The following is a 21,320-nucleotide window of genomic DNA, read 5'->3' as shown; positions in this document are numbered from 1 at the left end:
AACTCGGAATTTATTTCATGTTTTTATCTTTTAGGTTTTAAAATTAGATGGTAATCTTTCTCTAAATTATAATCGTTATAATTAGGCTTTAAATAATTAGGCATTGACTCTAACTCTTCAGAAGTGCGATTTTCCTTTAATTTGAATGTTTTTATTATATGAGAAACTGGCGCACCATTTTTAGGTTGTATTTCGATGAAAAAACGTACACAAACATCTCCGTTATATTTGTTAAAATTGGCCCAATCTGTATTCTAGTGGTCAGTATAAATTCCTTCTTCCCAATAAGTATATTTTTCATTATTATACGATGTCTTTAAAGATCTACATAAAGTCTCTTTATTATAATATAAAACGATCTCTTGATTTATTACACGTATATCGGCAATTGCCTTTACTTCTGGATTAAATTCTAAGTAAGGTGAATAATCTTTACTTGTATCAAAGACAATGCGATGAACTTCATTAATATAATCACCATATTCTGGGTCAAATCCCTGATATTCATAGTATTGTTCGTGAGATTTTATATCTGGCTTTCCTTTAAAATTCACGACTCCCAGTATTTTATTATATAATGGAACATAACCTGTTGCATTTATAACATTTTCTGTTCCTGGTAACCAAAATGAAATTGGCATTGAAGGAAATGATCCGCTATTTGTGCTTGTACCTGACAAAGAAATTGTAGTCATCAATTGATAATTTACCGGAGGATTTATTCCTTTGTTGCTACTTCCACCCACAATTCCACTAACAAATCCAATAATAAGTCCTGGCAGACCAGACGTAGATCCCTTTAATGCAGAACTCACTCCATTATATAACGCATTAAAGATCCCATTTTTTAGCCCTAACTTATTATTTGATTGTCCATCTTTGGCATCTGATATTTTGTTTCTCTCTAAAGAATTTAGTCCAATTCCAGCCAAAACTCCAGTCCCTATTGATTTTAATTCATCAGATTGTAATATATTCCCCATTTTATTTGAATGATCTACTGCTCCTTGACCTAGAATAGCATCAAGCTTTCCTTCCATTTTTCCATCTAAGTATATTTTAGAAACACTATAGTAGTTCAAAAACCAATTAAATCGTATTTCATTATAGGGAATAGAAGAAAGATTCTGATCATAAGCCAATTCATATTCCATCATATACCATCTGTTAGTAGCTAATGGCATTGAGCCATCAATAGGGGCAGGCTGTAGTTGTACATAGCTTTTCTGATCTTTTGCTACTGCATCTAGTACTGGCTGTCCTAAAAAGTTTAAAATAGATGTTTCCCTAGCAGAAATAACAGAAATGCCATTTTGTATATAAGAAGAAGTTGCTACGAAAGGTGTTGTTATATATAAATATATTCTCATTGTACCTCAATACTTATTATACAATACAAAGAAAGGATTATTCACTACATTAGAAGCTTCTGAACTAAAAGCATTATAAAGCATCTCCCATCCATCAAAAGATTTATAATCATTAAGTATGTCTGTTTCATAGAATGAAGATAAACTCCCTGCTCCAATCCAAGGAACTGGTATTTGTGCATATCCTGCAGGAGTCGGCATCCAATCAGCTTTTTCCCAATCGAAATCGGGCGTTACCACTGAACGAGTTGTCAACAAAGGTGCAAGATTCCAGTCAGTATTATTGTCATCAGAACATGAAGTCATCGTCAGGCAATATCCCATTATTAAAAATAACAATCGAAAGATGTTTTTTTTCGCGTCCATAATTTAAATATTTTAATTATACATATAATACTTGGATGCTTTCGATATCATCCGGATTGATGTCGGAGAATCCGTTACCATAGTCCACGGAAAGTTCGCTGTTTGAACCTGCACCGTAGGCAACACCCGGATTGGTCATCGGACTACTCATCGGTACACCGTCCACTACCACCAATGCGTCGTTTCCGTTCTGGTTCAGCGAGACGTCCCCCCGCAGCGAGATACGGCTCGAATTAAGCGGACCACCGGAAGAGATAACACTCAATCCGGCTACCTTGCCGTTCAGTGCCGTCGACCAGTTGGTGGGCAGGGCACTCGTAATCATATCCCCTTTCACGGTTTCCGTGGCATATCCCAATCCTTTTTCTTCACGTTTGATCCCCAGGGCAGTCACCACCACATCATTCAGTTGTTGCGACTCTTCCGCCAGTTTTACGTTCATCGTATTGCCTGCATAGTTCTTCTGTAGCGTTTTATATCCCACATAACTGAATACAAGCAAATCCTTTTGAATCAATGTTTTCTTAGTCTTCAGGGAGTAGTTTCCGTCGATGTCGGTCACCGTGCCGTCTGTCGAGTTTTTCACAGCTACGGTAGCCCCGATTAACGGTTCCCCGCCTTCACTTGTGATTTTTCCTTTCACTGTTGTCTGTGCGTATGCAGAGCCACAGCACAAGAGCCCAATCGACAGAGAAAGCAGCCATTTGTTTCTTTTCATAATCTTTTACCTTGCTTCTTTTAATTTATTAAATGCAATAAAGTTATTCACACCCGTGTTTTTGTTTCACGGTGCAAAGGAATGCAAGGCAGATTAAGATAGTATTACAGATCTGTTAACAATCTGTGTTGTGTCGTAAACACTAATTAAAGAATCCGAGCCTGATGATATAAGAGAATATTGCAGGAGATTATTACATGGAATACTTACTCTGATATTCCTTCGGTGACATCCCCTCGTGCCTTTTGAAGTACCTCCCTAAATACGACTGGTCGGGAAAAACGAGTCGGTCGGCAATTTCCTGCACTGTCAGTTCGGTTGATTGAAGCAACACTTTAATCTCCAGAATGGCAAAGTCGTCAATGATCTTTTTAGCGGAATCACCAGTGACAGCTTTGCAGATACCAGTCAGATATTTGGTAGAAATGCACAGTTTGTCGGCATAGAAGCTGACTTCCCGTTGGGAGGCACAATGCTCGTGCACAAGCGATACAAAACTTTTGAAAATTTCATCCTGTCGGGTACCACCTTCTATTTTATGCTTGCCGAAATAGCGGTAACACTTATCGTAAATATCTAGCATAAACGATTGGAGATGATTCTTGGCTATCTGGTTCCGGAAACGGTTTTCACGGTCGTTGTATATCGCTGTTGTGGCTCGTATCAATCCGTTGATGGCTCCGGTGTTTTCTTGGGGGAGAACGTAGCAAGGCTGTTCTTTGATGAACCGGAAAAATATAGGCTCAAACCGCATGCAGGCTTCCATGAACATCTCTTTTGGAAATCCGAAAAACGAAGCGGTGAAGTCGCTGCTGCAACCATTGATGCGGATAATGGTACCGGGAAGAAGTACTACTTGTGTGTTTTCTACAATTTCATAATCCTTCAAATTGATTGTAGCGTGTGCCCATCCCTTACGGCAGAAGTAAATGGCACCTCCTTCCAACTTCCATAAATGATGCATGACCGGAGACAGATTCTCGTCGGTTCCGGAAATAAAAGGTTCGCGGAGTATAGCAAGGCTGGAGTTTCTTTCTTTCATACACATTTCTCTTTTCGCGGACAAAAATAGGACTTTTTTACTAAATATTAGCTTTTATATTCCGAAAATGAACAAAACTCAAAACAGTATGACCAGTTTTCTATACTAAAAAGAGCCTATCTTTGCCGCGTTCAAAAATTTAATAGGTAACATAATGAGTAGAAAGATTAGTAAAGTTAAGCAAGGGCTGTTATTGCTCTGCTGTCTGGTTGCTGCTACGGGATGTAAGCAAGCTCCACCTGCACAAGTGGAAACAGGATATGAAGTTATGACCGTCGCTCCGGCGGATCGTATGATTCTGAGCACATATTCGGCGACAATTCGCGGACGCCAGGATATTGATATTTATCCGCAGGTGAGCGGAACGCTGACAAAAGTATGTGTGACGGAAGGACAACGTGTAAAAAACGGACAGACATTGTTCATTATCGACCAGGTGCCCTACGAAGCCGCATTGCAGACGGCGGTGGCAAATGTGAAGTCTGCTGAAGCTGCTCTTGCTACGGCACAGCTTACTTATGAAAGCAAAGAGGAACTGTATAAGGAGAATGTGGTTTCCGCATTCGATCTGAGTACGGCAAAGAATTCTCTTCTGGCAGCCAAAGCACAGCTGGCACAGGCGAAAGCACAGGAAGTGAACGCCCGCAATAACCTTTCATATACGGTAGTGAAGAGTCCCAGCGACGGTGTGATAGCTATGTTGCCTTACCGTGTCGGAGCATTGGTAGGACCGAGCATTCCACAGGCTTTGACTACGGTTTCCGACAATTCGGATATGTACGTTTACTTTTCTTTGACCGAAAATGAATTGCTTTCTTTGATTAATCAGTATAAAAACATGGACGAAGCATTGAAGAATATGCCGGAAGTAGAATTAAAACTGATTGACGGTTCGGTGTATGGCGAGAAAGGACGTGTGGAGTCTATCAGCGGTGTGATCAACCGTCAGACAGGAACGGTAGGTGTCCGTGCGGTGTTCCCTAATGCTTCGGGTATTTTACACAGTGGCGCTTCGGGCAGTGTCCTGCTTCCCAATTCCTACAAAGGTGTTATTGTTATTCCTCAGGAAGCTACGGTGGCAATGCAGGATAAGATTTCCGTATATAAAGTTGTGGACGGAAAAGCGACTTCAACGTTGATTACTGTAGCTGCTATCAATGACGGACGCGAGTATATCGTTCTGGACGGGTTGAAAGTCGGGGACGAGATTGTGTCACAAGGCGCCGGACTGCTTAGAGAGGGAACGCAAGTAAAATAAAGCTGTAAGATACAAAAAATGAAAGGAAATATATTTATAAAGCGACCGGTGATGGCTATGTCCATTTCCGTGTTGATTATGATTGTTGGATTTATTTCGCTTTTCACCTTGCCGGTGGAGCAATATCCCGATATAGCACCGCCTACGGTGATGGTGTCCGCCACTTATACGGGGGCAGACGCTGATGCGGTGATGAATAGTGTGATTATGCCATTGGAAGAGAGTATCAATGGTGTTGAAAATATGATGTATATCACTTCTAATGCGACCAATTCCGGTACTGCCACTATTCAAGTCTATTTCAAGCAGGGAACAGATCCGGATATGGCTGCGGTCAACGTGCAAAACCGTGTATCGAAGGCTCAAGGGCTGTTGCCTGCTGAAGTTACCAAGATCGGTGTAACGACGAGTAAACGACAGACCAGCTTCCTGCAGATTAATTCATTGGTAAGTACGGACGACCGTTACGATGAAACTTTCCTTGCCAATTATCTGGATATTAACGTTATTCCGGAAATTAAACGTATAGAGGGAGTCGGTGACGTGATGGAGTTGGGAGATACTTATAGTATGCGTATCTGGCTGAAACCTGAATTGATGGCACAATACGGATTGGTTCCGTCGGATGTGACGGCAATACTGGGTGAGCAGAACCTTGAGGCTCCTACCGGTTCTTTAGGTGCGGATTCTAAAAATGTTTTCCAGTTCACTATGAAATATCGCGGTCGTCTGAAGAGTGTGGAAGAATTTCAGAACACTGTGTTGCGTGCAGAGGATGATGGCTCTACACTTCGCTTGAAAGATGTGGCCAAGGTGGAATTGGGAGCGTTGTCTTACAGCTTTCATGGTAAGACAAACGGACATCCGGGCGTGACGTTTATGGCCTTCCAGGTGGCCGGAGCAAACGCTACTTCGGTGAACGAAGCCATAACGGACAAACTGAATGAAATGTCGAAAGACCTGCCTGCGGGTACGGAATTTCTTTCGATGATGAGTTCTAACGACTTCCTGTTCGCTTCTATTCACAATGTGGTGGAGACATTGGTCATCGCTATCATCTTGGTTATCCTTGTGGTTTACTTCTTCTTGCAGGATTTCAAAAGCACGCTGATACCGTCTATTTCCATCATTGTCTCTTTGGTCGGTACGTTCGCCTGTCTGACGGCAGCCGGATTCAGTATCAACATTCTTACGCTTTTCGCTCTGGTGCTTGCCATCGGTACGGTAGTTGATGACGCTATTGTAGTGGTAGAGGCAGTGCAGGCAAAGTTTGATTCCGGCTACACATCTCCTTATCTTGCCACCAAAGATGCGTTAAGTGATGTGACGATGGCGGTAATCTCTTGTACGTGTGTATTTATGGCGGTATTTATCCCTGTTACTTTTATGGGCGGTACTTCCGGTATTTTCTATACGCAGTTCGGTATCACTATGGCAACTTCCGTTGGCTTGTCCTGTATTTGCGCCTTGACTCTTTGTCCGGCATTGTGCGCTATGATGATGCGTCCGGCTTCGGGCACTAAGAGCGCGAAAAGTATCAACGGACGTGTGCGTGCCGCTTATAATGCTTCTTACAATGCTATGCTGGGTAAATATAAGAAAGGAGTGATGTTCTTTATCCACCACCGTTGGATGGTGTGGACTTCTTTGGTTTGCTGTATAGCTTTGCTCGTTTATCTGATGTCGACAACCAAAACCGGTCTGGTTCCTCAGGAAGATCAGGGAGTTATGATGGTGAATGTCAGTGTGGCACCGGGTAGTACGCTGGAAGAGACCAACAAAGTAATCGATAAAGTAGAAGCTGTGATAAAGAGCACTCCGGAGGTAAAACAATATACTACTGTCGCCGGTTACGGACTGATTGCCGGACAGGGTGTTTCGTACGGTACGGTTATTATCCGTCTGAAGGACTGGAGCGAACGTAAGGGTAGCGAACACACGGCTGATGCGGTGATGACACGCCTGAACGGACAATTCTATATGATTAAAGAAGCACAGATTTTCTGCTTCCAGCCGGGTATGATTCCGGGCTACGGTATGGGTAACTCTATCGAACTGAACCTTCAGGATAAGACTGGTGGGGATATGACTACATTCTATAACAATGCGATGAAGTTCCTCGGTGCGTTGAACCAGCGTCCGGAAGTGGCAATGGCATATACTTCCTACGCCATGAACTTTCCCCAACTGTCGGTAGAAGTAGATCCGGCGAAGTGTAAGCGGGCAGGTATTTCGCCCTCTACGATATTGGATGCACTGGGTAGTTACTGTGGTGGTGCTTACATATCCAACTATAACCAGTTCGGTAAGGTATATCGTGTTATGATGCAGGCTTCACCGGAGTATCGCTTGGATGAGCACGCACTCAAGAATATGTATGTCCGTAATGGTACCGAAATGGCTCCTGTCAGCCAGTTTGTGACGATCAAGAAAGTAATGGGAGCGGAAGTTGCCAATCGCTTCAACCTGTATAGCAGTATTACAGCCAACGTGAATCCGGCTGCCGGATACTCATCCGGTGAGGTCCAGAAAGCCATTAATGAGGTTGCCGAACAGACCTTGCCTATGGGATACGGATACGAGTATGGAGGAATGGCGCGTGAAGAGGCCAGCAGTGGCGGTGCAAAAACGCTTTTTGTGTATGGTATTTGCATTGTTTTGATCTTCCTTATTCTAGCTTGTTTGTATGAAAGCTTCCTGATACCGTTTGCCGTTATCTTTTCCGTACCGTTCGGCTTGATGGGATCTTTCCTCTTTGCCAAGATTTTCGGTTTGGAGAACAATATTTATCTCCAGACGGGTGTGATTATGTTGATCGGTTTGTTAGCGAAGACGGCTATTCTGATTACAGAGTACGCAATCGAACGGCGTCGTAAAGGGATGGGAATTATCGAGTCGGCCTACAGTGCGGCGCAAGCTCGTTTGCGACCTATCTTGATGACAGTTCTTACGATGATTTTCGGTATGTTGCCGTTGATGTTCTCCTCCGGTGCAGGCGCTAACGGTAATTCATCATTGGGTACAGGTGTCGTAGGAGGTATGGCTGTGGGTACATTGGCATTATTGTTTGTAGTCCCGGTATTTTACATTGCATTTGAGTTCTTGCAGGAGAAAATCCGTAAGCCGATGTATGAGGAGGCGGACCAACAAGTAGAATTGGAGAAGGAAAGAAGCTTGGCGGAACGCAGTGTGTTTAACGAAGATAAATAACTCAAATAGAAAAGTAAAGTATGAGAAAAATTATCATATTATCCGCAGCAACACTGGTACTGAGCAGTTGCGGTATTTACAATAAATACAAACCGGTGTCGGAAGTTCCGGAGGGACTTTATGGTAGTGAGCCAGTCGCTGCCGCCGATACGGCAAACTTCGGTAACCTCTCGTGGAGGGAGGTTTTTACCGACCCATATTTGCAGACTTTGATCGATTCGGCTTTGGTGCGGAATACAGATATGCAGACGGCTCACCTGCGTGTGAAAGAAGCAGAAGCTTCACTCTTGACGTCCAAATTGTCTTATCTGCCTACCCTGTTTTTGGCGCCCGAAGGGGCTGTCAGCAGTTTAGACCGTGCGAAAGCCACACAGACCTATTCTCTGCCTGTCACGGCTTCGTGGGAGTTGGATATCTTTGGAAAGGTAACGACAGCCAAACGTCGTGCGAAAGCTGCCTACGAACAGAGTAAGGAGTATGAGCAGGCTGTGAAAACACAATTGGTGGCTGCTATGGCAAATGCCTATTATACATTGCTAATGCTTGATTCGCAATATGAGATTGCTGTTGCTACCGAAGCGGCTTGGAAGGAAAGTGTGAGGACTACCCGTGCCATGAAAAATGCCGGTATGGTGACTGAAGCCGGGTTGGCGCAGACAGAGGCTACCTATTATAATATATGTACGACTGTGCTTGATCTGAAAGAGCAGATCAATCAGGCAGAGAACTCGTTGGCGTTGTTATTGGCGGAAACTCCTCACGAGATTCAGCGTGGAAAACTGGGAAATCAGCAGTTGCCGGAGAACTTCTCAGTAGGTGTTCCTTTGCAAATGCTTGCCAATCGCCCCGATGTTCGTAGTGCGGAATTTTCACTGGCTCAGGCTTTCTACACAACGAATGCAGCTCGTGCTGCTTTCTATCCCTCCATCACTTTGAGTGGTAGTGCCGGGTGGACAAACAGTGCCGGTAGCATGATTATCAATCCGGGACAATTCCTTGCTTCTGCTTTAGCATCCCTGACTCAGCCTTTGTTTAATAAAGGACTGAATATCGCACAACTCAAGATTGCAAAAGCGCAACAGGAAGAAGCACGCCTTAGTTTTGAACAGACTTTACTGAATGCGGGCGTGGAGGTGAACGAAGCATTGGTACAGTATCAGACGGCCCGTGAGAAGGCTGCTTTCTATGATAAGCAAGTAGCTTCCTTACAGACGGCCGCCAAGAGCATAAGTCTTTTGATGAAGCATGGCAACACCACTTATCTGGAGGTATTGACTGCACAACAAACGTTGCTTAATGCACAATTGTCTCAAGTAGCCAATCGCTTTACCGAAATCCAGGGTATGATTACTTTATATCAGGCGTTGGGAGGAGGCCGGATGTAAGGAGGTTGTTATTCTAAATTCTTAAGTATATTCACTGTGATGAGAGGGAATCTCATTGCAGTGAGTATTTTTTTTATTCTCTTTTCCTATTTTTCTACGAAAGTATTCAGTGAATGAGGTTGTAAAGTGATATTTAAATAGCGGTTCCCTAAATTAACGGTTATATCTTTCGCTTTTTCGTTGAAGTTTCCGGCTATAGCCACTTGTTTCTTTTGAGGAGTCATAACGACAAGTACCGGAGTTTTGTCTTCTTTGCCGGTTTTATAAGCTAAGATTTTTGAACCGGGCGTTATGTAATGGCTGTAATGTTGTACTGCATAATACTCAGGAGTATAGGTTGCCGTTCCTGCTTTTGAATCTACATGGATTAGCGCGTTTTGTTTCCATCCCCATCCGCTGAAACCACCATCATACAATATAGCGTTCCAAAAAGTATATTCTTCGCAACCATTACCCAGATAGTGATTCATCAATCCGAAGGTATGCTCTGCTGCCTTCCAATCGAAAGAGCCCCATCCGCATTCACTTTCTGTTTGTACATATTTATATTGCGGATATTTGGCACGGAGTTTCGGTAAGATCTGTCCGCCTTCCCATTGGAAACCGACGCCTTGTATCGTTTCCGGCATACGTGGATCAGAAAGGACCTGATCGATAACATCGTAGCGGTTGGTGTTGATTGTTCCTAAGTATAATTTAATTTCCGGATGTTGCTTCTTTAGGGTAGGAGCGAGATATTCTGTGTTGAAACGGATGATACCTTCTGCCGTCCATGCACAACCCGGATAGTTGGTGTAGCTCCATGATTCATTTTGGAACATCACCATTGAAATGGCAATGCCTTGTTGCTTGTAAGCATCGATGAATTTGCAAAAGTAATTGGCGTAGGTTTGCAGGTAACGTGGGTCTTGGATAAAATAATCATTCACGGCTAGCTGTTGCGGGAAAACCTTCGTGTTTTTCTCTTTACTGCCTTCAAAGAGGGCTACGTCCGACAAGGGAGACATTTGATTTTGATTACGGTCACTGCGTACCGAATAGTAATGATTGATTTTCATCCATGAAGGGGGTGACCATGGGGACATCCAGAAAGTCATGTTGGGATTATACTGTTGGGCGGCTTTGATAAAAGGAATCAAAGTTGTTTTGTCACGGTTGATATTGAAGTATTTTAATTGGAAATCACCGGGCACTTCGTCACAGCTGTACCAGTCACGTGCATAGTCGTTGGCATTCATGGAAAAGCGCCCCATTGTGAACCTCAGCTCTCCTTCGGGAGAGAAAAGTTTGTGAAGAATCGTTTCCTGTTCCTTACGGGGAAGCATATTGAGTGCATCCCATCCTAATTCGTTGAAGCAAGTTCCCCAAGCTTTGAAAACAGTCCCTTCTTCCGAACCGCTGACATCCAATATGGGAGTTTGTGCGGCATTCGTTTGTAGCTTGGCTTTCGATTTTTGCCAGGTGTTACCTTCCGTACTGCTGATCCATTCGAAAGATTGGGCATACATGGAGTTTGCTGATAGTGCGAGGACTAAACTACTTACCAGAGTGGTTTTCTTTACAATGTTTCTCATGTCTTTATTCAAAGTGTTATTTATTAGTTGACTGGTGACAAAGGTAAAAAAGAAGAGGGGTATGGAGGAACAAATATGTAACAGATACTACGACTGATGTAACAAAAAGAGCAGGTGTCAGAATTAAAGCCGACAATTGCTGGTTTTAATTCTGACACCCACTCATTTTTAGGTTGTTAGGTATGTTTATGCGTTCAATGCCTGTTCAATATCCGCGATGATATCATCTGCGTTTTCGATTCCTACGGACAGACGAATTAGGTCAGGCCGTACACCTGCTTCCATCAACTGCTCGTCCGACAACTGACGATGTGTGTGGCTTGCAGGATGAAGCACGCAACTACGTGCATCGGCAACGTGAGTGACGATAGCAATGAATTCCAGTGAATCCATAAACTTGATGGAAACATCGCGTCCCCCTTTCAGGCCGAAGGAGATTACTCCACAAGAACCGTTCGGCATATATTTTTGTGCCAAAGCGTAATATTTGTTATCCGGCAGGCCACAGTAATTGACCCAAGCCACTTTCTCGTTCTTGGAAAGGTATTCGGCTACTTTCTGTGCATTGCGGCAATGCTGTGGCATACGGAGGTGCAGTGTTTCGAGTCCCAGATTCAATAAGAATGAATTTTGCGGGCTTTGGATGCTGCCCAAGTCACGCATCAGTTGCGCGGTAGCTTTGGTTATATAAGCGCCTTTGCCAAATGCTTTGGTATAAGTCAGTCCGTGGTAGGATTCGTCAGGGGTACAAAGGCCCGGAAATTTGTCTGCATGAGCGTCCCAGTCGAAGTTACCGCTGTCAATTACACAACCGCCTACGCTGGTAGCGTGTCCGTCCATATATTTGGTTGTGGAGTGAACAACGATGTCGGCACCCCATTCGAACGGGCGACAGTTGATGGGGGTAGGGAAAGTATTATCCACAATCAAAGGTACTCCGTGATTGTGAGCGATACGGGCGAATTTCTCAATATCCAGCACTTCGAGAGAAGGATTGGAAATAGTTTCACCGAACAATGCTTTTGTATTTGGTTGGAAGGCTGCGGAAATTTCTTCTTCGCTGGCGTCCGGATTGACGAAAGTAACGTCTATGCCTAGTTTTTTCATTGTCACACCGAACAGGTTGAAAGTACCGCCGTAAATAGCGGAAGAACAAACAAAATGATCTCCGGCCTGGCAAATATTGAAAATGGCATAAAAGTTGGCTGCCTGACCACTGGAAGTCAACATGGCGGCTACACCACCTTCGAGAGCGGCAATCTTGGCGGCAACAGCGTCATTTGTCGGATTTTGCAGTCGTGTATAAAAGTAACCGCTATCTTCCAAATCGAAAAGGCGGGCCATTTGTTCGCTGGTATCATATTTGAAAGTTGTACTTTGATAGATGGGCAATACGCGTGGTTCGCCCTTTTTAGGCGTCCACCCTGCCTGTACGCACAGGGTTTCGGGCTTGAATTGTTTTGCCATAATGTTATCGGGTTTTAGTGATTTATTCCAAAAAATGTTTTAATGGCGCAAAAGTAGGGAAAATAATTGTATTTTTGCCCTGTTTATGAGTGAAATGATAGTCACATGAAGGAGATAATTGTGCAGATATGAAAAATAAACTCTATATTCTTTTATTCTTAGCTTTTCTTTTCTCAGGAACAGCACTTTGGGCGCAGCAGAAAGCGACCCCGAAGGCGGGTGAGGGTATCTCTGCTTTTTTATTGAGACATAATCGTTCTCCCCAAAAATATATGGATGATTTTATAGAGCTGAATAAAAAGAAACTGGGGAAAAAGAATGTACTTAAAGTAGGGGTGAGTTATATTATTCCTCCCAAAGAGAAATCAAAAAACGCAAATTTGGGAACTACTATTAACGAGCCTTTGTTTGGTAAGGAATTGGCAAATGTCAAGGTTACTTCCAATCGTCTTGCCGGTGCTTGTTTCTATGTGGTCAGCGGACATGGCGGTCCCGATCCCGGAGCTATCGGACGGGCAGGAAGGCATGAGCTTCACGAAGACGAATATGCATATGATATTGCTCTTCGTCTGGCGCGTGTTCTGATGCAGGAAGGTGCTGATGTGCGTATTATCATTCAGGACGCTAAGGATGGAATTCGTGATGAATCGTATCTGTCCAACAGTAAGCGCGAAACTTGTATGGGGGATCCGATTCCATTGAATCAGGTACAACGTCTTCAGCAGCGTTGCAATAAGATCAACGCTTTATATCAGAAAGACCGTAAAAACTATGCCTATTGCAGGGCTATCTTTATCCATGTGGATAGTCGAAGCAAGGGAAAGCAAACTGATGTCTTTTTCTATCATTCGAACAAGAAAGCGCATAGCAAACGGTTGGCGAATAATATGAAAGATACATTTGAATCGAAATATGATAAGCATCAGCCCAACCGGGGCTTTTCCGGCACTGTGAGTGGCCGTAATCTGTATGTGCTTTCCCGTACCACTCCCGTTTCTGTCTTTGTGGAGTTGGGCAATATTCAAAATACTTTCGATCAACGCCGGTTAGTGATAAATTCCAACCGACAGGCATTGGCTAAATGGCTGATGGATGGCTTTTTAAAGGATTATAAAGAGAAAAAATAAGTAGAAGAGTATGTTTTTTATGAACAAAACATATAACTGTTTGTTTTAATAATGCAAATCACCTGATAAAGCTTCTTATGGGTATGCGAATATAGATAAGTCAAGCAAGATATGCCTCCCCGGCATAACAGGAAGATTGCATAGTAGTTTTGTCGTGTTTTATTTTGTGTTTGTGTTGTGACGGTGCTGCGATGTGAATCGGAGTACCGTTTTTTAGTAATGTCCGGTTGTGTTCCCTTATTTTTTTTGATTTCTCATGAACAAAACATATAACTGTTTGTTATAATAATGCAAATCGCCTGATAAAGCTTCTTATGGGTATGCGAATATAGATAAGTCAAGCAAGATATGCCTCCCCGGCATAACAGGAAGATTGCATAGTAGTTTTGTCGTGTTTTATTTTGTGTTTGTGTTGTGACGGTGCTGCGATGTGAATCGAGGTGCCGTTTTTTGGTATTGGTCGGAAAGAACCTTTCGGGAAAAAAACGGACTTACGAAAGTCCTGATATGATAGTAGGATATTCCGTAAGTCCGTTGGGCTGGTGCTGTCTTGCAGCACCTTATCTAGTTGTTATAAGGGCATATTACCGTGTTTCTTAGGCGGATTTGTCTGCATCTTATTTTCTGTCATCTCCAGTGCCTGAATCAGACGTTTACGAGTCTGTCTCGGATAAATGATTTCGTCAATATATCCCAATTCGGCAGCTTGATAAGGAGTTGCGAATTTTTCTTTGTAAGCTTCCAGCTCTTTAGCTTTCGTTGCTTCGTCAGCCTTACGGAACAAGATATTGATAGCACCGTCTGCTCCCATCACTGCGATTTCGGCACTTGGATAAGCGAAGTTTACGTCAGCTCCGGTCTGCTTGGAGTTCATTACGATATAAGCGCCGCCGTAAGCTTTGCGGGTAATAACAGTCAGTTTGGGAACAGTAGCTTCTGCGAACGCATAAACTATTTTTGCGCCGTGACGGATGATACCGTTGTTTTCCTGCGTATATCCCGGAAGGAATCCCGGAACATCTTCGAATGTAATCAATGGAATATTGAAACAGTCGCAGAAACGGATAAAACGACTTGCTTTGTCACTGGCGTCAATATCAAGTACTCCGGCAAGGTAGGCGGGTTGATTGGCGACAATGCCTACCGAACGTCCTGCCAGACGAGCAAAACCGATAATGATATTTTTGGCGAAGTTCGGCATGACTTCAAAGAAATAGCCGTTGTCTACCACTCGCTCGATAATATCTTTCATATCATACGGAACGTTCGGATCTACCGGAACGATTGTATCCAGAGAAGTATCTTCGCGGTTTGTTTCGTCAGTGCAAGGTTTTTTCTTAGCTTCATCCATATTATTCTGCGGTAAGAAAGAAAGCAGTTCACGGATGCTCATCAGCAATTCTTCTTCGGTATTGCACATAAAGTGAGTCACACCGCTTTTGCTGCTATGTGTCATTGCGCCACCCAGCTCTTCTTTACTTACTTCCTCATGAATCACAGCTTTTACTACATCCGGACCAGTCACAAACATATGACTTTTTTCTTTCACCATAAAGATGAAATCGGTCAGGGCAGGAGAGTAGCAGGCACCTCCAGCGCAAGGACCCAGGATTGCCGAAATCTGTGGAATCACACCGCTGGCCATTGTGTTCTGATAGAAAATATCAGCATAACCGGAAAGGCTCTCGATCCCTTCCTGAATACGTGCACCGCCCGAATCATTCAAAGCGATAATCGGGGCACCGTTCTTCAATGCAAGTTGTTGTACTTTCACAATCTTTTTGGCATTGGAAGCTGACAGTGAGCCGCCATATACTGTAAAGTCATAAGCGTAAACAAACACCTGGCGACCGTCTACCTTTCCATAACCGGACACGATACCATCTCCCGGAATTTTGTTCTTATCCATACCGTAGTTCGTACAACGGTGAACCATCAACTTATCCAGTTCAACGAAAGTACCCTTATCGAGCAGCATCTCGATACGTTCGCGAGCAGTCATTTTACCGCTTTCATGTTGCTTCTCTATTTTATCAACGCCTCCACCAAGAGAAGCGATGCGGTCACGTTCCTCGAACGTGGCGTATGCTTTATTCATTTCTTCCATAATGCAATCCGTTCTTATTATTATGCAATCGGTTCTAATGTTATTAATGTCTGTTCGCCGGTTATGCTATCACCTTCTTGAACCAGAATTTCTTTAATGCGGCAATCCGAAGTCACTTTGTAGTTGCTCTGCATCTTCATTGCTTCGATAACGATGGCAGTATCTCCCGCTTTCATTTCCTGACCGACTACAACAGGTATTTTCACTACCTTGCCCGGCATCGGAGAAATGATGCAGTCGTTCTGTTCCTCTTCCCCTTTCTTGCGCATCCGCAAATATTTCGCTTGGCTGTCCACAATTTCTACATTGAAACTGCTATAATGCGTATTCACTTTATAGCTTTTCCCGTTATCACGGCGAATCAGCTGTGCATTCGAACTGCGTCCGTCCATCAAGATGTTGCAAGTGCCGTTTTCCGCCATCACTACATCTGCTTCAAACGGTTTTCCATCAATGGTAAGCACCACCTTGTTATCTTCCTTGCTGACCAACTCTACTTCGGCCACACGGTTTCCTATATGAATTTCCATAATTGAATTCTTTTTGTTAAAATTAGATTCTCAACACTCCCTTGTGCAGTCCGAACTCTTTCCATTTGCTGATAGGACGGTTATCCGTTGCATCACCTTTGTTCTCTTCGAGATTCATCAGGTAATCTATGTATGCGGCAATCATGGCAATGTTTTCAGCACGTTCGCTGGTGCGCATGATACATTGTTTCAAGTGTTCGCCATTCTTGGCAATGAATCCTGTGTCGTAGTGCCCTTTCACAAAATCGGGAGTGTCCATGATGGCACGCAGATAACTGATGTTGTTCTTCACTCCGGTCAACTTATATTCGTGGAGCACGCGGCGCATGCGTTCGATGGCATAATCGCGGTTGGTGGCCCATACGATCAGTTTGCCGATCATCGGGTCATAATAGATGGGTATCTCGTATCCTTCGTACACGTAGCTGTCAATGCGCACACCGATACCGTTCGGCTCCGTAATCTGTTTGATAATTCCGGGACTTGGCATGAAGTTCATTTCAGTGTCTTCGGCACAAATACGGCATTCGATGGCGTGTCCGCGTTGTTTGATATCTTCCTGTTTCAGCTGGAGTACTTGGTTGTCCGCCACTTTGATCTGTTCTTTCACAAGGTCTACACCTACTACTTCTTCCGTAATCGGATGCTCCACCTGTAAACGGGTGTTCATCTCAAGGAAATAATAGTTGCGGTGTTTGTCAACGAGAAATTCGATAGTACCCGCACCGATATAGTTCACCGCTTTAGCTGCAGCTACCGCCTTTTCACCCATATCTTTCCGCAGTTCGGGAGTGACGAAAACCGAAGGAGTCTCTTCCACGATTTTCTGGTTACGGCGTTGCACGGAACATTCGCGTTCGCACAGATGAATGACATTTCCATGCTTGTCACCAAGAATCTGGAACTCGATGTGATGAGGCTCTTCAACGAACTTCTCCAGATAAACCGTGTCGTCACCAAAGGAAGACAACGATTCGCTCTTGGCAGTGGTATAAGCTTCTTCTACTTCTTCGGCATTGTGGATGAGGCGCATACCCTTTCCGCCACCGCCCATAGACGCTTTCAGCATCACCGGATAGCCGATTTTATTGCAAAGCTCTATGGCTTCTTCCACGCTTTTCAGGTTGTCTTGTGTGCCGGGAACAACGGGTACTCCCGCCTCGATCATTTTGATACGGGCAGCAATTTTATCCCCCATGGCTTCCATTGTTTCCGGATTGGGTCCGATAAAGATGATTCCTTCTTCCTGACATCGACGGGCGAAGGTAGCATTCTCGGACAAGAAGCCGTAACCCGGATGGATGGCGTCCGCATGAGCTGCTTTCGCCACTTCGATGATTTTTTCTATATTCAGATAACTCTCTTTGGATGCTGCCGACCCTACGCAATAAGCTTCGTCTGCATAAAGCACATGCTTCGCGGTCCGGTCTGCTTCGGAGAAGATAGCGATACTCGTTATCTCCATTTCCCGGCAGGAACGCATCACCCTTACGGCAATTTCACCGCGATTGGCTACTAAGATTTTTTTTATCATACTTTTTTCAATTAAGTACATACTTATTAATGTCTTCCCATCTAATGGACATACTCCACCCGACGAAAAACAGTATTTTTTTGATTTGGGGCTTAACAAGTGATGCTCTTTCTCCTAACCCACGAGGAGGGGAGCGTCTTACACAAAATGGCAGGTCTTCTGACTGACTCTTGTCTTATTTGCCTTCCCGATTAACATCAGTGGCGTTAAATTAGTTCAATTATAAGACATTGAACAGAGCTTCACAGCAGCGGGACTGTCCGGGACTTACACCCGATTCCCTATTAATCGTCGTCCGTTGGATACGGATTCTGAACCATTTCGGGGGGCAAAGATAAATAAATATTAAATAAGATGTTCCTTTTTTGCACGAAAGTTTCATTTTTGTGCAATGCTTATCTTTAAATAAGGATTCTTTAATTAGTGTATAACCTTGCTACTTTTCTAAACTATATTTCTCCTGATATTGTTAGGTTGATAGTAATTAATTAAAAGGAGATATTCGTATGAAAGAAAAGAAAATAGCTTGTGAAGAAAGAAATCAGGAGAAACTGGCTAACGGTGATTGGGTAATGGCAGAGTTTTATGCAACGTGGTGTCCTCATTGCCAACGTATGAAACCGGTTGTTGAAGAATTTAAGAAACTGATGGAAGGAACATTGGAAGTGGTATTGGTAGACATTGATCAGGAACCTGCCCTTACAGATTTCTATACAGTTGAGTCGACTCCTACCTTTATTCTTTTTAGAAAAGGACAACAGCTCTGGAGACAATCCGGCGAATTACCTTTGGAAAGATTGGAAAGAGCAGTGAAAGGATTCAAATCCTGACGATTATTGCATAGTTTGTTACAATGATATGCGTAGCTGATTCTATGCTGGTATGTCTTTGTCTGGCATACTTCTAATATGCATAAAGAAAAGCAGAAAGTATTCTCCGGTGAGGTACTTCCTGCTTTTCTTTATTTTTATTGCTTTCTGTTGAGCCGTAACTCATACAGGCAAGCCTGTACCTCTTCAAGGCTGCCGGTATGTTTTCCTTCATCATCAGACAGTTTGATACATTCCCTCCATTCCTGATTGACATTCATCTTACATTGTGTCAGTTTCATCACGATGTTCGAAGGTTCGAACCCGGTATCGTTGGTGAGATTGGTACCGATCCCGAAAGAGCAGCGGATTTTGTTTTTGCAGTATTCTTGAATATCCAATGCTTTTGTAAAGTCTAGGGCATTGCTGAATACGATGGTTTTGGTTGTCGCGTCGATTCCCAACTCTTTGTAGCGGGCAACCAGCTTATCGATAAACTCAAATTCATTGCCGGAATCACACCGCACTCCATCGAAAAGTTTGGCTTGTTTACGGCTAAGGTTGCTAAGGAAGATGCCGGAAGTATATGTATCGGAAAGTGCGATACCTAAATCACCGTCATAAACATTCACCCAGTTTTCGAGTGCCATATAGTTGGCATGTTTATATCCGAACTGTGCTCCGTGAAACATAAACCATTCATGTGGATGAGTTCCCATCATTTTCATTCCATATTTCATTGCAAAGTTACAGTTGGAAGTTCCGGTGCAATATTGCGCTGTTTCGTTCAGCTTCTTGATAACCGTTTCCTGCACATCAATGGAGAATCTTCTCCGTGTGCCGAATTCGGAAAAGCGGAGCTGATGTTGATTCGATAATTCTATTTTCTCCGACAGCTTGCAAAGAATCTCGTTCATGTCTGCTATATTGCCAAAGAAACGGTTTTTGATTTCAGAGACAATCGCGAGCAAAGGCACTTCGTATAAAGTCACTTTATAAAGCAAGTCAGTCACTTCGATGTGGAGATGACAAGCTTCATCCAGATGAATATCAATCTTATTCGGATCGAAACGAAAAGAAGACAACCACTCCCAGTAGACTCTCGGAAGGAATCTGCAGTTTTTCGTCATATATTCCAGCTCCTCTTCCGTAAACCTCAACTGACTAAGATTCTTGATCTCTGCCTTGAGTGCCTTCAGGAAATCTTCGGTATATTGAGTTTCATTCCGGTCGTTGAAACTAAACGTGCCCATTGCATAGGGAAACAGTTTGATATAAGCATACGATGTGGTAAACTTATAAAGATCGGTATCTAGTAATGTCTTAACAATCATGACATTCGTTCTTTATTCTAATCTCCATACGTTTTAGTTGGTCACAAAGATATGTTTCCTATCGGTAACATCAAGGAAAAAGAGATTATTTTTTGTAATGGTTGCCGGTTAATAACCTGTCATCTTTACCGATAATACGGTGTCCGGTTGTTTTATGATAACGCCACTGTCGGATTATGGACGGTCAGTCCGCCATCCACCACAATCGTTTGTCCGGTGATGTATCTGGCATCGTTCGAAGCCAAAAAAGCGATGGTAGCTGCAACATCCTCCGGTTCTCCCAGATAAGGAGTGGCACATTGACCGAGGAAGATATTACGTACATCCTCATTCAGGTTGTCCAATGCAGCGGGAGTAAGTACCAGCCCCGGAGCTACGGCGTTGCAACGGATGTTTTTCTTTCCCATTTGAGTAGCGATATATTTCGTCAGGTTGATGACACCCGCTTTGCTGGCGCCGTATAAAGTACCGTTGGCATCAGCCGTAAGTCCGCTTATGGAAGCTACGTTGACAATGTTTCCGCCACCATTGGCAGTCATGATAGGAATGACCTGTTGGGAAAGATACATCGTGCAGCAGAGATTCAGATGGAATGCTTCGTCAAAGTAGTTGATGTCCAGCTTCTCGATGCTAAGGTCACGTTTGGGATCAGTTCCTCCTACATTATTAATCAGTACGTCTATTCTTTGATATTCATTCATGGAAAAATCAATCAACTCTTTGCAACTTTGGAGTTCGGTGGCGGAGAAATAGACATGACGCACGTCGGCCCCTGCGTGCGTGAGTTCGTTGGCAAGCTGCTCCGCTCTTTTCTCGGAATGGTCAGCGATGACTACTTTGCCTCCTTCGGAGACAATGCGGCGTGTGGTTGCTTCGCCGATACCACTGGCGGCACCAGTGATGACAACTACTTTATTTTCGAATCTGTTCATATAATGGGAATTTGATGATTACCTTCTATTAGAAACAGCTGGCAGAGGAATTTGTTAGCCCTCATAAACTCTCTTTAATAAGATAAGGTGTTCGATTCGAAAACTTTTGCATCTTTTCCAGTTTTACGCTCTGATTATTTAAGAAAACTGTTAAATGTTAATGCCTGGACTCTTATTTGTTAATACAGCTCTGATTCTATTAAACCATGTTATAAGGTACGCTGCTTTGGTCTCAAAATTTGGAGATAACCGGAAAGTCCGTATCTTTGTACTGTGTTTTTCATAGTATTAGATTTAAGGTTAACAAAAGATTGGCTGTCTGGGATAGATAGCCTTTTTTTATGCCTGTAAGTCAACTGCAGACCGAAGAGATTAAATGGATCAGTCTGAAAAATCGGTTTGAGCTCTATACGGTGCGGGAAGGAGCCAAATACTATTTTTATTTCTTTTTCTGCCTAATCAGATTAGCCGTGTTACTTATTCTTTTTGCGTATGACTATAGTATTCCGCAAGAATAACTATAGTGTACTTTGCGTATAACTATAGTCATACGCAAA

At 43.4% G+C, this 21,320-nt stretch carries 15 protein-coding genes, 1 pseudogene and 1 riboswitch; of the genes and pseudogenes, 5 read left to right on the top strand and 11 right to left on the bottom strand.

The genetic code is table 11. The features are described 5' to 3' along the window. Nucleotides 1–254: 254 nt before the first annotated feature. From H8S63_RS09120 to H8S63_RS09110, 4 genes and pseudogenes are all read right to left on the bottom strand, one after another. A complete protein-coding gene (locus tag H8S63_RS09120) occupies nt 255–1,370 on the bottom strand; it encodes a hypothetical protein (RefSeq protein WP_229102191.1) in 1,116 nt (371 codons plus the stop codon). Between the two features lie 6 nt (nt 1,371–1,376). Then, complete coding sequence (locus tag H8S63_RS20075; RefSeq protein WP_229102190.1) at nt 1,377–1,736, bottom strand: hypothetical protein; 360 nt, start codon at nt 1,734–1,736, stop codon at nt 1,377–1,379. Nucleotides 1,737–1,761: 25 nt separating this feature from the next. Next, nucleotides 1,762–2,454, bottom strand: a pseudogene (locus H8S63_RS09115) (carboxypeptidase-like regulatory domain-containing protein); the annotation flags it as partial. 193 nt (nt 2,455–2,647) lie between these two features. Next, nucleotides 2,648–3,496, bottom strand: a complete 849-nt coding sequence (locus H8S63_RS09110; protein ID WP_186926572.1) for an AraC family transcriptional regulator — start codon at nt 3,494–3,496, stop codon at nt 2,648–2,650. 154 nt (nt 3,497–3,650) lie between these two features. Here H8S63_RS09110 and H8S63_RS09105 point away from each other — a divergent pair, with 154 nt between their 5' ends. The 3 genes from H8S63_RS09105 to H8S63_RS09095 are packed head-to-tail and all read left to right on the top strand — an operon-like array spanning nt 3,651 to nt 9,349. Beyond that, a complete protein-coding gene (locus H8S63_RS09105; protein ID WP_186926570.1) occupies nt 3,651–4,754 on the top strand; it encodes an efflux RND transporter periplasmic adaptor subunit in 1,104 nt (367 codons plus the stop codon). 18 nt (nt 4,755–4,772) lie between these two features. Beyond that, complete coding sequence (locus tag H8S63_RS09100; RefSeq protein WP_186926568.1) at nt 4,773–7,964, top strand: efflux RND transporter permease subunit; 3,192 nt, start codon at nt 4,773–4,775, stop codon at nt 7,962–7,964. A gap of 20 nt (nt 7,965–7,984) precedes the next feature. Beyond that, on the top strand, nt 7,985–9,349 hold the full coding sequence (locus tag H8S63_RS09095; protein WP_186926566.1) for a TolC family protein: 1,365 nt from the start codon (nt 7,985–7,987) through the stop codon (nt 9,347–9,349). A gap of 86 nt (nt 9,350–9,435) precedes the next feature. Here H8S63_RS09095 and H8S63_RS09090 read toward each other — a convergent pair whose 3' ends face one another. Further along, complete coding sequence (locus H8S63_RS09090; protein WP_186926565.1) at nt 9,436–10,923, bottom strand: beta-glycosidase; 1,488 nt, start codon at nt 10,921–10,923, stop codon at nt 9,436–9,438. Nucleotides 10,924–11,109: 186 nt separating this feature from the next. Next, nucleotides 11,110–12,390, bottom strand: a complete 1,281-nt coding sequence (locus tag H8S63_RS09085; protein ID WP_007751348.1) for an O-acetylhomoserine aminocarboxypropyltransferase/cysteine synthase family protein — start codon at nt 12,388–12,390, stop codon at nt 11,110–11,112. A gap of 128 nt (nt 12,391–12,518) precedes the next feature. Between H8S63_RS09085 and H8S63_RS09080 the strand changes: the two genes are divergently transcribed. After that, nucleotides 12,519–13,517 (top strand): N-acetylmuramoyl-L-alanine amidase, encoded by a 999-nt coding sequence (locus H8S63_RS09080; RefSeq protein WP_186926563.1) that lies wholly within the window; start codon nt 12,519–12,521, stop codon nt 13,515–13,517. Nucleotides 13,518–14,088: 571 nt separating this feature from the next. On the opposite strand, the gene H8S63_RS09075 is transcribed toward H8S63_RS09080, so the two are convergent. Genes H8S63_RS09075 through accC form a run of 3 tightly spaced genes read right to left on the bottom strand, consistent with a single transcriptional unit; the run spans nt 14,089 to nt 17,688 of the window. Then, nucleotides 14,089–15,624, bottom strand: a complete 1,536-nt coding sequence (locus H8S63_RS09075; RefSeq protein WP_186926561.1) for an acyl-CoA carboxylase subunit beta — start codon at nt 15,622–15,624, stop codon at nt 14,089–14,091. 20 nt (nt 15,625–15,644) lie between these two features. Then, nucleotides 15,645–16,154, bottom strand: coding sequence for an acetyl-CoA carboxylase biotin carboxyl carrier protein subunit (locus tag H8S63_RS09070; protein WP_004306894.1), 510 nt, complete (start codon nt 16,152–16,154; stop codon nt 15,645–15,647). Between the two features lie 22 nt (nt 16,155–16,176). Continuing rightward, nucleotides 16,177–17,688, bottom strand: coding sequence for an acetyl-CoA carboxylase biotin carboxylase subunit (gene accC / locus H8S63_RS09065; RefSeq protein ID WP_186926559.1), 1,512 nt, complete (start codon nt 17,686–17,688; stop codon nt 16,177–16,179). A 131-nt stretch (nt 17,689–17,819) separates the two neighbouring features. After that, a riboswitch (cobalamin riboswitch) is annotated at nt 17,820–18,024 on the bottom strand. A 170-nt stretch (nt 18,025–18,194) separates the two neighbouring features. Between accC and H8S63_RS09060 the strand changes: the two genes are divergently transcribed. Further along, on the top strand, nt 18,195–18,518 hold the full coding sequence (locus H8S63_RS09060) for a co-chaperone YbbN (protein WP_186926557.1): 324 nt from the start codon (nt 18,195–18,197) through the stop codon (nt 18,516–18,518). Between the two features lie 137 nt (nt 18,519–18,655). Here H8S63_RS09060 and pncB read toward each other — a convergent pair whose 3' ends face one another. Further along, nucleotides 18,656–19,831: a nicotinate phosphoribosyltransferase gene (gene pncB, locus H8S63_RS09055; RefSeq protein WP_055278417.1), complete on the bottom strand. Its 1,176-nt coding sequence runs from the start codon at nt 19,829–19,831 to the stop codon at nt 18,656–18,658. A 152-nt stretch (nt 19,832–19,983) separates the two neighbouring features. After that, complete coding sequence (locus H8S63_RS09050) at nt 19,984–20,763, bottom strand: SDR family NAD(P)-dependent oxidoreductase (protein WP_154031097.1); 780 nt, start codon at nt 20,761–20,763, stop codon at nt 19,984–19,986. Between the last annotated feature and the right edge of the window lie 557 nt (nt 20,764–21,320).

The sequence above is a fragment of the Bacteroides sp. NSJ-39 genome, from assembly GCF_014287315.1.
In the GTDB taxonomy this organism is placed as follows: Bacteria; Bacteroidota; Bacteroidia; order Bacteroidales; family Bacteroidaceae; genus Bacteroides; species Bacteroides finegoldii.
The sequence above is the reverse complement of the archived record's forward strand: the minus strand, read 5'-3'. Positions and strand labels throughout refer to the sequence as shown.